Source organism: Nostoc sp. LEGE 12454, from assembly GCF_056620565.1.
Map to the genome: position 1 here is coordinate 54,408 of NZ_JBWQXL010000019.1, position 19,438 is coordinate 73,845.

The 19,438-nt window shown below is 38.5% G+C and carries 14 protein-coding genes; 8 read left to right on the plus strand and 6 right to left on the minus strand.

Annotated features, from left to right (window positions below; genetic code table 11):
- The first annotated feature begins 117 nt into the window (after positions 1-117).
- Positions 118-5,814 (plus strand): FkbM family methyltransferase, encoded by a 5,697-nt coding sequence (locus tag AC1F2U_RS20055; RefSeq protein ID WP_480262679.1) that lies wholly within the window; start codon positions 118-120, stop codon positions 5,812-5,814.
- A 131-nt stretch (positions 5,815-5,945) separates the two neighbouring features.
- Positions 5,946-6,578 carry a transposase gene (locus AC1F2U_RS20060; RefSeq protein ID WP_480262680.1) on the plus strand — a complete coding sequence of 211 codons (633 nt, stop codon included), beginning with the start codon at positions 5,946-5,948 and terminating at the stop codon, positions 6,576-6,578.
- Between the two features lie 133 nt (positions 6,579-6,711).
- On the opposite strand, the gene AC1F2U_RS20065 is transcribed toward AC1F2U_RS20060, so the two are convergent.
- Both AC1F2U_RS20065 and AC1F2U_RS20070 read right to left on the minus strand, forming a co-directional pair.
- The gene (locus AC1F2U_RS20065; RefSeq protein WP_480262681.1) at positions 6,712-8,931 is read right to left on the minus strand and encodes an O-linked N-acetylglucosamine transferase, SPINDLY family protein; all 2,220 of its coding nucleotides are present in this window, start codon (positions 8,929-8,931) and stop codon (positions 6,712-6,714) included.
- Positions 8,932-9,069: 138 nt separating this feature from the next.
- Positions 9,070-9,636 (minus strand): type IV pilin-like G/H family protein, encoded by a 567-nt coding sequence (locus AC1F2U_RS20070; RefSeq protein ID WP_480262682.1) that lies wholly within the window; start codon positions 9,634-9,636, stop codon positions 9,070-9,072.
- 26 nt (positions 9,637-9,662) lie between these two features.
- Here AC1F2U_RS20070 and AC1F2U_RS20075 point away from each other — a divergent pair, with 26 nt between their 5' ends.
- Complete coding sequence (locus AC1F2U_RS20075; RefSeq protein ID WP_480262683.1) at positions 9,663-9,788, plus strand: hypothetical protein; 126 nt, start codon at positions 9,663-9,665, stop codon at positions 9,786-9,788.
- A gap of 52 nt (positions 9,789-9,840) precedes the next feature.
- Here AC1F2U_RS20075 and AC1F2U_RS20080 read toward each other — a convergent pair whose 3' ends face one another.
- Positions 9,841-10,407 carry a Uma2 family endonuclease gene (locus AC1F2U_RS20080; RefSeq protein WP_480262684.1) on the minus strand — a complete coding sequence of 189 codons (567 nt, stop codon included), beginning with the start codon at positions 10,405-10,407 and terminating at the stop codon, positions 9,841-9,843.
- A 180-nt stretch (positions 10,408-10,587) separates the two neighbouring features.
- Between AC1F2U_RS20080 and trxB the strand changes: the two genes are divergently transcribed.
- The gene (gene trxB / locus AC1F2U_RS20085; protein WP_480262685.1) at positions 10,588-11,958 is read left to right on the plus strand and encodes a thioredoxin-disulfide reductase; all 1,371 of its coding nucleotides are present in this window, start codon (positions 10,588-10,590) and stop codon (positions 11,956-11,958) included.
- A 329-nt stretch (positions 11,959-12,287) separates the two neighbouring features.
- Here trxB and AC1F2U_RS20090 read toward each other — a convergent pair whose 3' ends face one another.
- Positions 12,288-12,581, minus strand: coding sequence for a hypothetical protein (locus tag AC1F2U_RS20090; RefSeq protein WP_480262686.1), 294 nt, complete (start codon positions 12,579-12,581; stop codon positions 12,288-12,290).
- Between the two features lie 325 nt (positions 12,582-12,906).
- Between AC1F2U_RS20090 and AC1F2U_RS20095 the strand changes: the two genes are divergently transcribed.
- The 4 genes from AC1F2U_RS20095 to AC1F2U_RS20110 all read left to right on the plus strand — a co-directional run bounded on the left by AC1F2U_RS20095 (position 12,907) and on the right by AC1F2U_RS20110 (position 16,986).
- Positions 12,907-13,803, plus strand: coding sequence for an ABC transporter permease (locus tag AC1F2U_RS20095; protein ID WP_292726601.1), 897 nt, complete (start codon positions 12,907-12,909; stop codon positions 13,801-13,803).
- Between the two features lie 80 nt (positions 13,804-13,883).
- Positions 13,884-14,078 carry a hypothetical protein gene (locus AC1F2U_RS20100; RefSeq protein WP_194043825.1) on the plus strand — a complete coding sequence of 65 codons (195 nt, stop codon included), beginning with the start codon at positions 13,884-13,886 and terminating at the stop codon, positions 14,076-14,078.
- Positions 14,079-14,195: 117 nt separating this feature from the next.
- Positions 14,196-15,098 (plus strand): ROK family protein, encoded by a 903-nt coding sequence (locus AC1F2U_RS20105; protein ID WP_480262687.1) that lies wholly within the window; start codon positions 14,196-14,198, stop codon positions 15,096-15,098.
- A 412-nt stretch (positions 15,099-15,510) separates the two neighbouring features.
- Positions 15,511-16,986: a sugar ABC transporter substrate-binding protein gene (locus AC1F2U_RS20110; RefSeq protein WP_480262688.1), complete on the plus strand. Its 1,476-nt coding sequence runs from the start codon at positions 15,511-15,513 to the stop codon at positions 16,984-16,986.
- A gap of 190 nt (positions 16,987-17,176) precedes the next feature.
- Here AC1F2U_RS20110 and AC1F2U_RS20115 read toward each other — a convergent pair whose 3' ends face one another.
- The gene (locus AC1F2U_RS20115) at positions 17,177-17,599 is read right to left on the minus strand and encodes a hypothetical protein (protein WP_322670423.1); all 423 of its coding nucleotides are present in this window, start codon (positions 17,597-17,599) and stop codon (positions 17,177-17,179) included.
- A 166-nt stretch (positions 17,600-17,765) separates the two neighbouring features.
- Positions 17,766-19,403 carry a CTP synthase gene (locus AC1F2U_RS20120; RefSeq protein ID WP_480262689.1) on the minus strand — a complete coding sequence of 546 codons (1,638 nt, stop codon included), beginning with the start codon at positions 19,401-19,403 and terminating at the stop codon, positions 17,766-17,768.
- Positions 19,404-19,438: the final 35 nt, after the last annotated feature.

The window sequence follows — 19,438 nt, forward strand, 5'->3', positions numbered from 1 at the left end:
GATCGCTAGATCAATAGCCCCAAAGAATTAATTGATATTGTCTAATTATACAAGCTAAGCAAAATTATCCTTGCTAGATTAAATTGTTAAACATTTATAGAAGCGAAGTGAAAAAATATGACATTTATTTCCTATGCCCAGAATTTTGAAGATGTTTTACTCCATAGAGTATTTAAAAATAAAATAAAAGGATTTTATATTGATGTCGGAGCTTTGCATCCAGCTTTTTGTTCAGTAACCAAAGCTTTTTATGATGTTGGATGGTCAGGAATAAATATAGAACCAATACAAGACTGCTATAAATTATTTGAACAAGAGCGTCCAAGAGATATTAATCTGAATATTGCACTAAGTAATTCAGAAGGATATTTAGATTTCTTTCAAGTAATAGGACAACCTGGAAATTCTACTTTAAATAAAGAAATAGCTTATGAAATTGCTAATAAAAAAGGTTTAAATGTTTCTCAATATACCGTTGCTGTTAAAACTTTGGCAGAAATATGTAAAAAATATGCTAATCAAAAAATTGATTTTCTTAAAATTGATGTGGAAGGAGTAGAAGAGAAAGTTATTTTAGGTGGTAACTGGGACATATTTAGACCAACAATATTAGTAATAGAAACTACATTGCCAGGTACAAATGTTCGCTGTGAAAATAATATTCCTGTTTTTTTAAGAGGAAAAGGTTATCAGAAGGTTTTCTTTGATGGCATTAATGATTATTATATATCTGAAGAGTCAAGTGAATTAGCAAAATATTTCTCTTTTCCTGTTAATGCCTTAGATGATTATATAGATTATAGATTGCTCGATAAACAAAGATTAGAGTGGATAATACAAGTAAGTAATCCAGATAACCTGGGTACAGAAATTGGAAAATTAATTACGCCTAATTCTATAGAAATAAAAACAATAGATCAACCTTTGAATAAACAAGATTGTTTATCTGGAGGGCAAATAAAAATAGCCTTAGATATTGCTGTACTAGGTTTAGGAACTCTATTTGAAACTGCCAAAACAGGAGTTTTTAGAGTAACAGAGTATCTTTTAAAAGGACTAATAAAATATCCTCAATATAATATTTATTTATGTACAAGTATTCCTGAGGTATTTGATGCTTGCCAAACTTATATAAATCAAAACTTTGAATGTAAAAATCTTCCTTTACTTCACTTGTCAGAACTGAAGTATCAAAATATAGATATTTATCAATCTACACATTATCCATTGCCTAATAATATTTACTTTGCTATAAGAATTGTCACAGTTTGTGATTTAATCCCTATTCTTTTTCCAGAGTATTTTACTGATAATTCACAGCATCTCGTCATAAATGCTATAGATCAAATAGATAAAAATGATTTTGTGTGCTGTATTTCCGAATCAACAAAACAAGATATTTGCAAGTATCAACTAAATCTTGATGAAAAGCAAGTATTTGTTACACATTTAGCTGCCGATCAAGAAAAATTTTATCCTTGTGATGATCGAGAATTAATTATCAAAACGAAACAAAAATATAAAATCCCAGACCAACCTTATCTCCTAACTTTATCAACCCTAGAGCCAAGAAAAAATATAGTTCATGTTATCCGTTCTTTTTTGACGTTAATTAAAAAACAGCATATTGATGATCTTAATTTAGTATTAATAGGTACAAAAGGATGGCAATATGAAGAAATTTTTGCGGAAGTAGATAGAGCTAAAGAATTAGAAAATAGAATTATTATTACTGGTTTTCTTCCCGATGAAGATTTAGCTCCTCTGTATTCAGGGGCATTAGCATTCATGTATGTATCTTTATATGAAGGTTTTGGCTTACCACCACTAGAAGCTATGCAATGTGGAACTCCAGTAATAACCTCTAACACTTCTTCCTTACCTGAAGTGGTTGAAGATGCCGGAATTATGCTTGATCCTCATGATACAATAGGGCTTTGTGATGCCATATTTAAGCTATATTGTGAACCCGAATATCGAGAAAATTTAGCTAATAAATCTGTTGAACAGGCTAAAAAATTTACTTGGGATAAATATGTTAAAGAAACTATCAAAGTTTACGAATTAGCTAAAGAAAAAGCAAAAACTTTACCTCTTCGTAATATTTTAATTGATGGTGTCTTTTTCCAGATCAATAGCACAGGAATTGCTAGAGTTTGGCGAAGTCTGCTAGAACAATGGTCAAATAGTGATTTTGCTAATCATATTCTAGTCTTAGATAGAGCCAATACTGCGCCCAAAATTAATGGTATTCGTTATCACGCAATTCCCGCTTACGACTATGACAACATTTCTGCTGATCGGCAAATGCTACAGCAAGTGTGTGATGAAGAGGGTGCAGAGGTATTTATTTCTTCTTACTACACAACACCCATTACAACACCTTCTGTTTTCATCGCTTACGACATGATTCCAGAAGTCATGGGATGGGATATTAATAGTCCTATGTGGCGAGAAAAACATCAGGCTATTCAAAATGCATCTCAATATATAGCTATTTCAGAACATACGGCATGTGACTTGATAAGCTGTTTTCCTGAAATAAATAGAGAGTCAATAACAGTAGCTCATTGTGGAGTTGAAAGTACTTTTTCACCAGCAAGAATTCAAGATATTAACAATTTTAAAACAAAATATGGTATTACAAAACCATACTTTATGTTAGTAGGTGTTGAAAACAATTATAAAAATAGTATTTTGTTCTTTCAGGCTTTTTCTCAGCTTGCTAGCAGTTCTGGCTTTGATATTATTTGTACAGGAAATAGAGGTACATTAGCACCTGAGTTTAGAAGCTACACATTAGGCAGTATTGTTCATATTCTCCAACTAAGCGATCGGGAGTTAGCCACTGCTTATTCTGGTGCAGTAGCACTGGCTTATCCTTCCAAATATGAAGGTTTTGGTTTGCCTATAGTAGAGGCAATGGCTTGTGGTTGCCCTGTAATCACTTGTGCTAATGCTTCAATACCAGAAGTAGCAGGAGAAGCAGCGATCTATGTGAATGATGATGATGTCAATGCACTAGCAAATGCACTCTGTGAGGTGCAAAAGTATAGTGTTCGCAACTCATTAATTACCGCAGGTTTGGCACAAGCGAAAAAGTTCTCCTGGTCAACAATGGCGAATACTGTAAGTGCTATCTTAATTAAGGGCACTATTCTACATTTAAATCTTAAAGAAATTAATTTAATTGTTTTTCCAGATTGGTCACAACCAGAAGATTTAATTAGCTTAGATTTAGAAATAGTAATTAAAACCTTAGCAACTTATTCAGACAGTCAAAAGACAACACTAATTATCGACACAAGTTACATTGCTAGCGAAGAGGCTGCAATTTTAGTTTCTGGTGTTACTATGAATTTGCTAATGCAAGAAGATATAGATATTACTGAAGGGTTAGAAATCTCCTTGTTAGGAAATTTAGCTGATATTCAATGGGCAGCTTTGCTACCTCGCATTAGTGCAAGAATTAGTTTGGATAATGAAAATAAACAGGCGCTAGAAAAATACCAACAACTTCTCGAACAAGGAAATAAATTCAATGCATTAATAGAAGAATGTAATGTTAAAGAGTTTATACATAATTATGATTTAAGGAATAATTTAATTAGTTTAGTAACAATATACCAACAAGAAGATTCAAACATATCTGTATTAGAGGAACTACGTTTATTGAGAATGCAGATTGCTAAATCACTGATACATAAGGAGAAAAATTCACTTGAAAGACTATATCTGAGCAAATTTGGTGAGGCTTATCAAGCATTGTTAAATAGTGATATTCAGAATGAATCGATAACAGAGGCTGAAGAAAGCTTTGTAAATGATGTATTAGCAAGAATTGCGAAGGGATTTAATGAACAAAATGCTATTCAGTATCTTCTGGTAGCAATGCTGTACTGCCGTCCTCACCAGTTACCCTTAGTGTACGATCTAACTGAAATTCCTAGCTGGTTACTTAATGACTATCTCAAATTTACTTTTAAACCTCCCCTTTATTTTCAGGAGATAGGAGAGGCAAATAATTACTATCAATATATGGAGAATTTAATTAATTATCTCCATAAAAACATAATCAGTAACTCTGAGTCTAAATTTTGGCAAGATATTGCTGAATATTTTACATATACAGCAAATTTCATTTCCTTGTATTTTAATGAATTAAATTTGAAAGATATCTACACAAAACGTGCAGATATCATGAAATCATACTTACAAGAATTTAATCAAAATATTGAATACGAATTCCCAGAACGCTTGGATGAACGAGTCAAAATTAAAGTAGGTATTCTTGCTAGCCATTTTGGGCCGCAGACAGAAACTTTTGCTACTTTGTCACTATATAAACATTTAAATAGAGATTTATTTGAAGTAGTTCTCTTTACATTAAATGTGAGCAATCATCGTTTAGAACGATATTGTATGGGTCATGCAGATGCTTTTATTCAACTTCCAACTAACCTAATAAATCAAGTAGAAACTATTCGAGAATCTGACTTAGATATTCTGTTCATTTCTACCAATATTACCGCAGTTACTCATCAAATTACCTTGCTTTCCTTATATAGGCTAGCTAGAATCCAGATTGTTGATGCTAATTCTCCTGTAACCACTGGTATGCCTTATATAGATTACTATATTTCAAGTAAACTTTCTGAAACTGGAGATAATGCTCAAGAACATTATACGGAACAGCTAATTACATTAAACAGTCCTCCCCAATGTTTTGATTTTGCAACGGAAGAGCAAATACTTGCCACAGATGCTATTAGTAGAGAAAGTCTAGGAATTGAAAAAACTGCTATAGTTTATGTTTCAGGAGCTAATTACTACAAAATAATTCCAGAGCAAGAAGTAACCTGGGCAAAGATAATTGCTAGCGTTCCTAATTCTGTACTCTTACTTTATCCATTTAATCCAAATTGGTCATCTTCCTACCCTTGTATAGCTTTTCGGAAGCGTATAATCACTACTTTTGCTAAGTATGGTCTAAGTGAAGATAGATTGCTCGTTCTTGATCCAGCACCAAACCGTGCTGATGTTAAAGAACGTTTGAAACTTTGTGACATCTACTTAGATTCCTATCCTTACTCTGGTATAACTTCACTTATAGACCCATTGGAAGTAAGTTTACCAACAGTAGTTATGGAAACAGAACCCTCCCGTTCTCGGAAGGGAGCGTCACTTTTACGAGAAATCCAAATATTTGATTTAATTACAAATAGTGAAAAAGCTTACATTGAGTTAGCTGTTGCTCTCGGAATTAACTCTGAATTGCGTCAGCAAAAATCGGAGCAAATCAAGCAGAAAATGCACCAAAATCCAATTTTTCTTGATAGCCGCTCTCACTCTGCTCAAATGGGAGAACTCTTTCAAGAACTCTTCTATAAATATCAAGCGATCGCTCTCAAAGATCAACTCAATTTAAAAGATATTAACTTAATTATCTTTCCAGACTGGTTAGAGTCAGAAGACGTACTATATCAAGATTTAGCAAGTGTCATTTCTATTTTGACTATTCACCCAGATAAAACCCACATAACTCTCCTAATTTATACTCAAAATATTTCTGAAGAAGAAGCCGATATGCTTTTATCGTCTTTGACTATGAATCTGCTCATGGCAGAAGATGTAGATATAACTGAGGGGCCAGAAATTTCTCTGCTTAGTAAGATGACTGATACACAATGGAAAACTCTTTTGCCTAGAATTCATACTCGAATTGCTTTAGCAACAGATAATCAATCTGCGATCGCACAAGCGAAAGCAGAAAATCTCCCATTCTGCGATGTAGATAGCTTGAGCGCATCTTAAGAAGCCTTTTATAAATAAGTTTGTAGTAAGCACTTCAGTGCTTAAATTTATCATTTCAAAGGAGGAGGACTAAAGTCCCCACTACGAACTTTTGAATTGTTTGTAGTAAGCACTTTAGTGCTTAAAAATACATGTATGAGTATCGCAAACTCACAACAGAACAAAAAGCTGAACTAGTTAAATATCGCTTAAGCCAAGGTTATCCACCCCACTCTCCACCACATCCTGTACAAGATAAGCAATTTTATCTTTTAACAGCAGCTTGTTACGAGCATCAGTGTCATATACACACTGAATCTCGTCGTCAGCAACTGCTAGATATGATTTTTGATAGGTTTGGTGTAAGTGCAAATGAAGAGAAGAGCGCTTCAGCGCTCACTACAAACTTAAGAATATGTGCTTGGGTTATTTTGCCTAATCACTATCATTTACTGGTTTATGCGGAAAATTTTGATGTATTAGGTGACTTATTTCGCAGAATACATGGTGCGGTTTCTCGCCAGTGGAATATAGAAGACAATGTAACTAAAAGAAAAATTTGGTATCGTTGGAGCGATCGCGCTATTCATTCGGAAAGACATTACTATACAACTGTTAACTATATTCATTACAACCCAGTTAAACACGGTTTAGTAAAATCTCCTTACGACTGGGTTGAAAGTAGTGTTCACTGGTATTTACAAGCTTGTGGACGGCAATGGCTGCGTGATTGTTGGACTCAGTATCCAGTTCAAGATTATGGCAAAGATTGGGATAATTTTTAATGTTGATAGTAAGGACTTTAGTCCTTATTTTCTAAGTACTGAAGTGCTTACTACAAACTTTTCATTACTAGCTTAGACATTGTACTAGCTCTTATTAATATTGAATTTGAGGGTTAAAACCCTCACTACGAGCTTATTTCCCATCAATATACCTTTGCCACATCTGCTCGTAAGCCTTTTCCATCTCACGGGTAAACTGTTTGCCATTCCACAACGGTGCTGTTTGCCGCGATGCTTTTAGCTTCAGAGCGACTTGCTGACGTAAAGCCTCATCCTTCCCTAAGCGCACACCCCATTCTATATACTCTTCATCAGTCCAGGCAATACCTTCTGTAATACCCGCATTCACCATCATGGTGTAGCTGTTACGCGCTGCAAATTGTTCACCAACTCTTGTCACTAAAGGGATACCCATCCACAATGTTTCTAAGGTTGTTGTCGCTCCGTTGTAGGGAAATGTATCTAATACAATATCAGCAATGCCTAAATTAGCACGATGAACTGACTCTAAATAAACTTGTGGTAAAAATCGTAACCGAGAACAATCTACACCTTCTTCTTCGGCAATTTGATAAAAGAAGCGTTTAATTGTTTCCTCCTCAGCGGGCCCTTTTATCAAAAAGTAGCTGTTAGGTACTTGTTTAATAATTTGCATTTGCCACCTTGTCGTTTCTGGATGGCGCTTATATCCTCTTTGGGCGCTGAGATAGACAACGGCATCCATAGGAATATCCAAGTCATCGCGGCGGAGAGTTGGTACACCAACTTCAAAACCATCTACTGCTATGTAAGTTTGAGGTAATCGCCAGATTTTTTCCGTATAGTAATTTTGGGCATCATTTGGTAGTACATAAGGATCTGCGATAAAGTAATCAATTGCAGGAATGCCTGATGCATCCCATCCCAGCCAAGTAACTTGAATCGGGGCTGGCTTGAGTGCCATAACTTCACTGGTAATATCTAGAGTGATACTATCAAGGTCAATTAAAATATCAATTTCATCTTGATATATCTGGTCAGCAATTTCTAGACCATTCATACCTAATTGACGAGCTTTTCCTGCCTGACCTAGATACCACTCTTGGAGATAGTCATTTACTAATGTGTAGTTAACAAAATAAGTATGAATATCAAATTTATCTCGGTCATGATGCTTAAATAGCCAGCGAGCTAGCCAACCAACAGAATGATTCCTTAAAGCGTAAGATACATAACCAATTTTTAATTTTTTCGTAGCTCCGTATATTTTTTTATTATTGCTATTTTTATGACAATAAATTTTTCTTTCTGATTGGGCAAGAGCTTTAATATAAAAGCTAAAAACTTCAGCTACCCGATTATGAATAGCCCGGAAATCCGCAGGAGCATCTTTAATGTGAGGTATCGCAAAAGATGGCGTAAGCAACCGTAAGATTCTTCCTTCTTCTAAAGGAATACGTTCAGCTTTAATAAACTGTTGAAATACAGTTTCTAATTCTTGACAAGTTGTACATATTTCTTGCCAATATCCCCCGGCTGTCATTAGACCCCTTAACAGCAAATGAAGTGCAAAAATTTTATCGGCCAAGCTCTCCGATAAGGAATAACATAATCTAGCTGTCTCTATTCCTTGAGAATAATTACGAGCGTCTTGATAAAAAATCGCTAAGTGCCGCAAAACTTCTACATTATTTGGCTCCAATCGTAAATGCAATTCTAGCAGAGATGATGCTAATACAGGCTGTCGCAAAGTATGACAAATTTGGATAGCAGCAGGGAGCAGTAGAGAGAAACATTGATGAGTATTAGAGAAATAAGGAAGGCTAGCTTCTATTAAATTTAGATTAATTGGATGTAATGGAACAGTATTTAAAAATTCTTTCAAAAATTGGATTAATAATTCGGTATTGATTTCTATATTTTCTTTTGCATTTAAGCTTTCAATTAATCCCCAATCATTCAAATTATCAATTTCTTCAAACTTTTCTAATTTGATAGAAAATATAAGGATTTGAAGTAAATTATTTAGATCGCCAGGATTAATTTCTCGTATATGCTGGCGAATTAGCCAAGCTAGAGAATATTCTGCCAGCATTTCGCGTCTTTCAGCTTCTATTTGTAAAAATTGAAATAGTTCATTTATCCAAATTGGTAACTGATCTTCATCTGCCTCTGTTATTGGCAGCATCCAAGTCATTTGAGCTTCTGTTTCTTGCCCTTGTAATAGCAGTAGTAACCCTAAATGCCAATAATAAGAGATAGTATTTGGTTCTATTGCTATTGCTTGTTCGTATAACTCTGCTGCTTGTGAATATTTTTCTTGAATGAAGTATTGTTCAGCTTGATTTTGCCAATTACATATATCAGTAATCATTATAATTCTTTGAGAAAATTTTATGAGGAATATACTTTTGAACAAGTTGCACAATGAAAATAAAGTGGATAGAAGCATCTACCCACTTTGGAAATATATAGTCGAGAGACAATTTATATACTATTTGTCCCTGGTTTATTACTTAGCCAAAGAGATGAAGTTGCTGGTACAACTAGGTGCTCCAGCACTGTAAGTAATAGCTGCTCCACTAGCAGCATCTGCATTTGTACCATTGTTAACCATAGCGTCTTTAGACTCACATAAAGCAGCTACGGTAGTAGCTTCACTGGTAGCTTGTTGGGTTGTCACCTCTACAGCACCAATATAGGCTTTGAGAGGCGCCTTCCCACTGGCAGCTATTACTATTCCTCGGTTGTTTACTGTACTCGCGTCTGCATTAACAGCGTCATATTTGTAATTTACGGTTTGTGTTGCAATACCAAGGCCTAAACTACCAATTGAAGTTGTAAACGTACTATTTTCTAAGTAATAAGCTTGTTGAGCGCGGTTCATAGAACCCACGTAAGTTTTTGCTTCTGACTGCTTGGCTTTGTTAGCTTGGTTCAAGAAAGAAGGTAGAGCGATCGCAGACAAAATACCGATGATGATAATTACTACTAGTAATTCAATAAGTGTAAAACCCTCATTTTCATTCTTTTTGTTGAGGATGTGTTGGAGAAACTTGGCTTTTAATTCGGTTTTCATAAGTGTTTTCCTGGGGTAGGAAGTGCTTGGGTGTTCTAGATGTAACTTACCCAGCTGCGATCGCTTTCCTATCACCTTCAGAAAAAAAGTTTGGGGAATTACAATTACACAATCCAGAATCCTGGCATCCCAAATGGCACAAACATCACTAAGTCACTGATGTTGACTAAGAGCTAGATTCTCAACTTCGATTATGGAAGCGCCTTATTCAAACTCAGGTGGCCACAACTCTGATACCGCAAGTTCCCAATCTGGGAGCAAGTCTGGTAGGGTGAGGATGTCGTTATTCTGCATCACCACTGGAGTTTGGTTTATTCGATAAACCGTTACTGTCAATTTGTCAGGGTCAATCAATATACCGACTGTAGACCCAAGTTGCAAGAATAGCTGAATCTTCTCTTCAAGCGGTTTGATTCTGTCACTTTTAGATTTAATCTCAACGATCAAGTCTGGAACCAACTCTACAAAGTCGCGCTTGGTCTTCTTCAGCCGATCAGCCCGAACAAAAGACACGTCAGGGGCACGCAAGTTTCTTTTTTCCGAGTCATCTTCTTCTATATTCGGTAGGATAAATCCTGCGCTAGAACCAGTTATACGCCCTAGTTTGCGCGACATTACCCAGTTATTCAAGAAGGTAATTAAACGAGCGCCAATTTCCTCTGACTCGTAATCTGATGGCCCCATAACTATGATTTTCCCTTCTACCAACTCCATCTGCCATTCTGGATGCTCGGTTTGTAGCTGCTCTAAGTCTGTAATAGTAAAAGACATAACACGACAGCAAATACTCTTATAGCTATCATAAATACTCCTCGCGCATCAAGCGGCAACATCTGAGCGCTGTCTCTGTATTCCCGATTTTTCTAACTTGCGATCGCTTACCATCTGGCGTAGCCAATCACAGTTTGTTATGCTATATTAAGCGTAGTCGTTATGAGTTCATATATTTGCATGACTAACCCAACTGTAGAAAACTTAGTAATTATCGGTTCTGGCCCAGCAGGGTACACAGCCGCCATATATGCGGGACGTGCTAACCTGAAACCCGTTGTATTTGAAGGTTTCCAAGCCGGGGGATTACCTGGTGGACAACTAATGACAACCACCGAAGTTGAGAATTTTCCGGGATTTCCCCAAGGAATTACCGGGCCGGAACTGATGGATCAAATGAAGGCGCAGGCGGAACGCTGGGGGGCTGAACTATATACTGAAGATGTTATCTCAGTTGACTTGAGTCAGCGTCCCTTTACAGTGCGATCGCAAGAGAGGGAAATAAAAACCAACAGCATTGTCATTGCTACGGGTGCAACAGCAAAGCGTTTGGGCTTACCCAGCGAACATGAATTTTGGAGTCGGGGTATTTCCGCTTGTGCAATTTGCGATGGTGCAACACCAATTTTCCACGGTGCAGAATTGGCTGTGATTGGTGCTGGCGACTCGGCGGCGGAAGAGTCTATTTACCTCACCAAATACGGTTCTAAGGTAAATATGTTGGTACGCACTGATAAAATGCGGGCTTCTAAAGCCATGCAAGACCGCGTTTTGAACAACCCGAAAATCCAGGTGCATTGGAACACAGAAGCCGTGGATATCTTCGGTAATGGTCACATGGAAGGGGTGAAAGTCCGCAATACGAAAACTGGTGAAGAGAGCAAACTGCACGCTAAGGGTTTATTCTATGCTGTTGGTCACAGTCCCAACACCTCTCTATTTAAGGGGCAACTGGAACTGGATGAGGTAGGTTACGTTGTCACTAAGCCCGGTTCTGTGGAAACCAGTGTAGAGGGCGTTTTTGCAGCTGGCGACGTACAAGATCATGAGTTTCGGCAAGCAATTACGGCTGCGGGTACTGGCTGTATGGCGGCGATGTTGGCAGAACGCTGGTTATCATCCAGTGGCTTGATTCAAGAATTCCATCAACAGCCAGAAACAGCCGTTAATGAATTAGAACATCAGCCAGCTAAAAAGACTGAAGCCGAGGAAGAAGCTGGATTTAATTTGGATGGGACACGCCATGAGGGAGGTTATGCTTTACGGAAATTGTTCCATGAAAGCGATCGCTTACTCCTTGTTAAATACGTCTCTCCTGGTTGCGGCCCTTGTCATACTCTGAAGCCGATTTTAAATAAAGTGGTGGATGAATTTGACAGCAAAATTCACTTTGTGGAAATTGACATCGACAAAGACCGAGATATTGCTGAAAATGCTGGTGTGACAGGAACGCCAACGGTTCAATTGTTCAAAAACAAGGAACTGGTGAAGGAAGTCAAAGGTGTGAAGCAAAAGAGCGAATACCGCCAGTTGATTGAAAGTAATCTTTGAGATAGTGGGTATTGGAGACAAGGAAGACTCTGCCCAATACCCGCCATATAGGACTGATATTTGATGTTTTAAGTATAGTTAGGGTGCGTTAACGAAGCGTAACGCACCCTAGCTATATTTAGATTTTTTCAAAAATCAAATCGGATTGCTATAGTTCGCTTAAGTGAGAGCCTTAATTACCCATTCTATACAAGAAGCCGTGTACTTAGGATATCAAGTTTTAGTGATGATAAGATAAGCAAAAAGACAGAAAGCGGACAACTTCACTGCTCATCCTTTGCATCTTGAGACAGGTGCAAAGGACGAGCATAAATCCAAAATTGAGCTAATTAATATTCCTTATCTTGATGGCGATCGCTTGTATCTTGCTCAGTTTCTAATAGCCGTGAAATAAGCATCTCTGGTTTTCTACTAATAATAGACCTAATTTTATCAATAGCAATTACTTCGCTGATTTTCACAACCATTTCCCAGAAAGTATCTTCTTCTGTATCTTTGTTGTAAGTTCTATGTTTAAAGCACAATAAATCATCCCAAACTCCGATAATTGTGGCGAAATACCACTTATCTCTTACCAGTATCCAGATTTCTTGTTCTAAGTAAGTCTGTAGAAGAGGTTTCACAATGACTAAGATAATAGAAAATATTGTGCTACATATTAAATATGTATTAACAGCTAAGACAACAGTTAAAATACTGAAGAGCCAAAAAATCAAAGGCTGCATCATCAAGATGACTGATTTGTTGATAAAGACGATGGCGAATATAGTAGTACTCTGAATCGTAGTTAAAAGCTTTGGCAAAAATCAGGCATAATTTCACCTCTAACTCAGTCTAGCTCTGTATCCAGTGTGAGGTAGTCGGACTTTTATTCAGGATGTTTACGCAATCCCCTATCTAATATGTAAAATGGTCAGCGTATCAAGCTTTGCTCCAGGCGATCGCTTTATGGCCATTACAAAACGGCGACTACCGACATTTTTGCAGTTTGGCAAAAGTCTCAATCTTTCCCAAAAACTCATGCTCATCGGGTTAGCCATTACCCTATTTTTCATCTTCCTGGCATTTTTCGCTCCGGTATTGCAGGCTTGGGGATGGCTGCAAAACCCGAAAGATTTTCTCTCTAATCCAATTCACGAGCCACCCTCAGCTAAACATTGGTTTGGTACTAGTCGCCTCGGCTATGATGTGTTCTCCCGAACATTGTTCGGCGCTCAAGCTGCTTTGCAGGTGGTGATTTTGGCAACGGCGCTGAGTATGATTATCGGTGTGCCTTTGGGGATGCTGAGTGGTTATCTCGGCGGCAAGTTGGATAAGGTGCTGCTATTTATTATGGATAGCATCTACACTCTACCAGGGCTACTGCTGTCTGTGACACTGGCGTTTGTGGTGGGGCGTGGGATATTGAATGCAGCGATCGCTATTAGCATTGCCTACATCCCCCAATATTATCGCGTTGTCCGCAACCACACCGTGAGCGTGAAAACCGAAGTGTTCATCGAAGCTGCTCAAGCAATGGGCGCTTCCACTTGGGTTGTGCTTTCTCGTTATCTGTTTTTCAACGTCATTCAAAGCGTACCCGTTCTATTTACACTCAACGCCGCTGATGCGATTTTGGTGTTGGGCGGTTTGGGTTTTTTGGGGCTAGGACTTCCCGAAGAAGTGGCAGAATGGGGACATGATTTAAAACAAGCCCTAGAAGCTCTACCTACTGGGATTTGGTGGACTACACTTTTCCCTGGTTTAACGATGACATTTATGGTGGTAGGGTTATCACTACTTGGTGAGGGGTTAAATGAATTTGTCAATCCCCGATTACGGAGAGAAAATAGAATCCGACAATAGTCATTAGTCATTGGTCATTGGTCATTAATTTTAGACAAATGACAAAAGACAAATGACAAATAAACAATACAGAGATTTGTATGAAAGATAATCTAACGTTAATTGCTGCCGCTACTGGCGGGTTTATCCTTTCCTTTGCTCTTGCTGGTATCTTAAGAGGTGCGCCAATCACGGCTTGGCAAGAGCAATCTAGTGTTCGTACTATGACTGTTGCTAATTTACGAGTCGCACCCAATAGGACAGAAAATTTAGAATATTTTCGTGCCAAATCCTAAAACCCTGACGAATTGTTGATTTTGAACTCGATGATAGGGAATAGGCAATGGGTGATAACTGTTCACCAATTACCAATGCTCAATGCCTCATACCCAATTACAAATGACAAATGACAAATGACAAATGACAAAATTCAAGTAATTGGCATTGATGTCGGGGGAACAGCAATTAAGCTGGGGCGTTTTGCAGATGATGGTACTTGTCTGCAATCTTTGACTGTGGTATCTCCTCAACCAACAACGCCGGAAGCAGTGTTGGCGGTGTTGGTAGATGCGATCGCTCAAATTGATCCAGATAATCAAGCTGTTGCCATTGGTGTTGGTACTCCTGGCCCATCCGATGCCGCAGGACGCATTGCCAAAATCGCCATTAACTTACCTGGATGGATCGATGTGCCTTTAGCAGACTGGTTAGAAGCTAAAACTGGCAAACCGACTGCGATCGCTAATGATGCTAATTGCGCTCTTTTGGGAGAAGCTTGGCTGGGAGCCGGTCGCCACTTTCAAAATCTGATTCTGCTAACTTTAGGAACTGGGGTTGGTGGCGCAATTATCCTTGATGGCAAACTATTTATTGGACATCAAGGAGCCGCCGGGGAATTGGGTTTAATTTCCTTAAATCCTGATGGCCCAATTTGTAATAGTGGCAATCGAGGCTCTTTCGAACAATATGCCTGTGCTACTGCAATTCGCCGTCGCACTCTTAAGGAACCCATCGAATTGGGTTTTCTTGCCCAACAAGGAGATGCCGCAGCATTGACTTTTTGGCAAGAATATGGTATTAATTTGGGAATTGGTTTGACGAGTTTAATTTATGTACTCACACCACAAGCGATCGTGATTGGTGGCGGTATCAGTGGTAGCTTTAAGTTTTTCTTACCAAGTGTGAAGGCAGAAATTGAGAAGCGAGTGCAGCCTTTATCACGAGAGGGTTTACAAATATTGCCAGCGGAGTTAGGCAATTTTGCAGGGATAGTAGGTGCAGCAAAGTTGGCATGGCAAAACTATTCAAGATTTTAAATTAGGGTTCAAACAACCCCAACTAGAGACATCTGTCTTTACAAATTAGAAGAAAAATTCAGATCTAACTAAGAGGATGTTTGAAAAGTCCTCTTGTCGGTATCAAAAATTTTAGATCCCCCTAAATCCCCCTTAAAAAGGGGGACTTTGATTCCGGTTCCCCCCTTTTTAAGGGGGGTTAGGGGGGATCTAAAAGTGCCTAAAGTCACAGCGAAACACTTTTCAAACAACCTCTAAGAGATAGTTTAATTAGTTTTACATTAGGTAACATAGTTTAATTTATTCTTGCCCACTTACTTAACAATTCTGACTGATGGTAAAAAGTGAGTGAAAAGCAACTATTTAAGCTTGAATAAGCGCTATGTAATGTCAGAAGATGCAGTAAAGATGTTTTTCTGGCAAAAATCATAAAATGAGCATGTTATTCAGAACCAAAGCCAGTCCAATGGCTAAAGGCTTGAAGAATCAGCAAAGAGTCAAGCAAACTTTTACTGTAATGCTAATAAGAGCTAGCCATCGCTACGTACTCGTGGCATTGATACTCAGCTTGATAATTCTTGCCTGCATTAATATCTTAAAATCTAACCAATCCTCAGTCACCAGTTCTCCTATTAACAGTAAAGTCCTGAAGATTTGGTCAGATAAAGGTTATACCTTGGAAGAGGATGAAGCGCTCCAGAAGATTATTAGTAACTGGGAACAGCAAAGCGGCAACAAAATTAAACTTACTTTCTATACTAATGATGAGTTACCACAAAAGACTCAAAGGGCACTTCAGGCAGGTAATTCACCCGATCTCGTCATAAATAGCAGTGCTGAGAGGGAGCTGTATCCACGTCTTGCCTGGGAAGGTAAATTGGCAGATGTCTCTGATGTAATTGAGCCAGTCAAAAGTATTTATTCTGAAGGTGTGTTGGAAGCAGTTCGTTTATATAACAACGTTGACAAGAAGCCGAGTTACTATGCAGTCCCAATTAATCAATTAACAATTCACATCTTCTACTGGCGAGACTTACTAGAGAAAGTAGGTCGAACTCAAAATGATATCCCTAAAGAGTGGGATGCTTTCTGGGAGTTTTGGAAACAAGTCCAGGACGATTTGCGCGCACAGCAAAAACAGAATATTTACGGGTTAGGCTTTCCTTTCTCCACTGGATCTACAGATACCTACTACTTGTTTGAGCAGATTTTAGAGGCATACAATGTCCAAATTTTAGACTCCAAGGGTCAACTTATGCTCAACGATCCTAAGGTGCATCAAGGTATTGTTGAAAGCTTAGAGTGGTATGCGAAATTTTTCCAGCAGGGCTACGTACCACCAGAGGCAGTAAACTGGTTAAATCCAGACAATAATCGCAGCTTGCTCAATCGTGGCGTGGTTATGACGCCTAACAGTTCACTCTCGATTTCTGCTGCTGTCCGCCAAGATTCTGACACCTATCGTAACAAGCTTGGTATCCTAGAATTTCCGAACAAACCTAATGGTAAACCGATGCGCTTCTTAGTCTCGATTAATGAAATAGTTTTGTTTGCCGAGTCTAAAAACCAGAAGGTAGCTAAAGACTTTCTCGCGTATTTAATTAAACCTGAGATCATAGGAAACTATCTCAAAGCTACCGGAGGTCGGTATCTACCAGTAATGAAGTCTGTTTGGAAAGATCCTTTTTGGACAAATCCAGCAGATCCTCATCTTTTCACTGCAACTCAAACACTAACTAAAGATACTCGCCCATTTTATATTGTTCAAAACCCTGCTTACAGCCTAGTTTTAGAAGAGAATATTTGGGGTAAGGCTCTCAATGGAATAGTTGTCAATAGCATATCTCCAGAAGAAGCAGCAGACACGGCAATTGAGCGGATAAAACAAATTTTTGATGAATGGCAGTGAGCTATACGCAATTTTATAATTAGCACCTTACCACTAAAGTGATAATTTTTTTATTAGATAACTCTACAAAAAAGATGATTCAATAACTAGGCTAATTGAGCAGAAACTTCCACAAACGATTTTTAATACTGGGAAGATAATATATCTGTTTTTGAACTTTATTGTTACTTTGTTCTGCTACACATAAATTTCATGACAAAGAATATCCTGTTGCTTTTTGAACGTATTTCACAACTTTTTCATAAGATTCAGGATTACTCACAGGGTTGATGATAATAGGAATAGTGCCATCTGGCAACCAAAAAGTTATCCTGCCGTTCGGTTCATGACAAAAGGAACTGATGCAGTTGAGATTAATGACATATTCATTTTTTTCGTAAATTATTTTTACCCAGTGGGCACGCTCTAATTCTAATCCTGTCACACATTCTAAATAATCGAGAATTTTTTGATAATCTTCCAGGTTATTTTGTGGGTTAATTATTATGGGAATGGCACTATCGGGTAGCCAAAAAGTAACTCTGCCATTCAGTTCATAACAAAAAGCATGGACACGTTCAAAATTTACTACATATTCTTTCCTCTCGTAAAGGATTTTCACCCAGTACGCCACAACATCTCCTCAAGTCCGAAATTTACGAATGATGCACCCTGGATGTCCAAATATACTGAAGTCTTAAGTTAATGTTGCAATTAATTTTGAATTTTGTTAGCGCAGCGTTAGCGAGTCCGCGTTCGCGCAGCGTCTCGTAGAGAGCGTCATTTTGAATTTTGAATTGTTATGACACCTCCAATGGTGTTGGTGTGCTAGATGTCGAAAGGGAAAGAGCGATCGCTGTTTGAATGAATCCTTTAAATAAAGGATGAGGTGTACTGGGGCGTGATTGAAATTCTGGATGAAATTGGCAAGCAAGAAAGAATGGGTGCTTGGTTAATTCCACAATTTCAACTAAACGTCCATCGGGAGAAGTACCACTAATTACATAGCCAGACTTTAACAACAAATCGCGGTAAGCATTGTTGAACTCATACCGATGTCGATGTCGTTCATAAATCACATCTTCTTGATAGAGCTTAAAAGCTAAAGTATCAGGGAGAACACGACAAGGGTATAGCCCTAAGCGCATTGTACCCCCTAAATCCACAACTTCCTGCTGTTCTGGCAATAAATTTATTACCGGATCGATTGTATAAGGGTCAAATTCAGCACTATTGGCATCTGTTAATCCCCCTACGTTTCTGGCCCATTCAATCACAGAACATTGCATACCCAGGCATAAACCCAAGAAGGGAATTTGGCGATCGCGGGCGTATTTAATGGCGGCAATTTTGCCATCGACTCCCCGAACCCCGAAACCTCCTGGTACAACTATGCCATCGACACCTTCAAGATAATTTTCGGCTGATTCCGTTTCCAAATTTTCTGAATTTATCCAACGCAGACGCAGTTTGCCATAAGTGGAGATTGCAGCATGGTTCAACGCTTCCACTACAGATAAATAGGCATCACTTAACTGCACATATTTACCAACAATGGCAATTTCTACCTCGTGCTTGGGACTATGTAAACGTTGTACCAGGGTTTGCCACTGCGTCAAATCTGGTTTACGTTGTTCCATTTGCAGCAAGTTCAGCACTTGTTCTGCCATTCCTTCCCGTTCTAGATTCAGCGGTACTTCATAGATACTTTTGGCATCTTGGGAAGTGATGACGCATTCTTCCGGTACATCGCAAGATCCCGACAATTTCTGCTTTAATCCCTTGGGTAAAGGGCGATCGCTCCGACAAACTAAAATATCTGGTTGGATACCAATGGATCTCAGTTCTTTAACTGAATGCTGTGTTGGCTTAGTTTTCATTTCACCCGCAGAGGCAATCCACGGCACCAGTGTTACGTGCATATACAGCACATTCTGCCGTCCCACTTCTTTACGGAACTGGCGAATTGCTTCCAAAAACGGCAGTGATTCAATATCTCCCACCGTCCCGCCGATTTCTGTAATTACTACAGAAGGGTTTGTACTTTTAGCAACTCGCAGAATCCGCTCTTTAATTTCATTGGTAATATGAGGAATTACCTGTACAGTACCGCCATTGTAATCTCCGCGCCGTTCTTTATTGATGACTGCCTGGTAAATCGAGCCAGTAGTCACACAATTTAAGCGCGACATCGAAGTATCGGTAAAGCGTTCGTAATGCCCCAAGTCCAAATCTGTCTCCGCACCATCTTGGGTAACGAATACTTCCCCATGCTGAAAGGGACTCATCGTGCCAGGATCGATATTGATATAAGGGTCGAGTTTGAGAATCGACACCGAATATTCGCGCGACTTGAGCAAACGCCCTAAACTTGCTGCTACAATGCCCTTACCAATACTGGAAACTACGCCTCCAGTAACAAAGATAAACTTAGTCATAGTAGTTTGAATTTCTAACAACTTCTAAAAATACA

Excerpts from the sequence above, each read along its gene's own strand:
- AC1F2U_RS20070 (WP_480262682.1), bottom strand. The coding sequence starts at position 9,636 with ATGAAAACCGAATTAAAAGCCAAGTTTCTCCAACACATCCTCAACAAA.
- AC1F2U_RS20065 (WP_480262681.1), bottom strand. The coding sequence starts at position 8,931 with ATGATTACTGATATATGTAATTGGCAAAATCAAGCTGAACAATACTTC.
- AC1F2U_RS20100 (WP_194043825.1), top strand. The coding sequence starts at position 13,884 with ATGAAAGATAATCTAACGTTAATTGCTGCCGCTACTGGCGGGTTTATC.
- AC1F2U_RS20105 (WP_480262687.1), top strand. The coding sequence starts at position 14,196 with ATGACAAATGACAAAATTCAAGTAATTGGCATTGATGTCGGGGGAACA.
- AC1F2U_RS20095 (WP_292726601.1), top strand. The coding sequence starts at position 12,907 with ATGGCCATTACAAAACGGCGACTACCGACATTTTTGCAGTTTGGCAAA.
- AC1F2U_RS20055 (WP_480262679.1), top strand. The coding sequence starts at position 118 with ATGACATTTATTTCCTATGCCCAGAATTTTGAAGATGTTTTACTCCAT.
- AC1F2U_RS20080 (WP_480262684.1), bottom strand. The coding sequence starts at position 10,407 with ATGTCTTTTACTATTACAGACTTAGAGCAGCTACAAACCGAGCATCCA.
- AC1F2U_RS20060 (WP_480262680.1), top strand. The coding sequence starts at position 5,946 with ATGTATGAGTATCGCAAACTCACAACAGAACAAAAAGCTGAACTAGTT.
- trxB (WP_480262685.1), top strand. The coding sequence starts at position 10,588 with ATGACTAACCCAACTGTAGAAAACTTAGTAATTATCGGTTCTGGCCCA.
- AC1F2U_RS20120 (WP_480262689.1), bottom strand. The coding sequence starts at position 19,403 with ATGACTAAGTTTATCTTTGTTACTGGAGGCGTAGTTTCCAGTATTGGT.
- AC1F2U_RS20110 (WP_480262688.1), top strand. The coding sequence starts at position 15,511 with ATGAGCATGTTATTCAGAACCAAAGCCAGTCCAATGGCTAAAGGCTTG.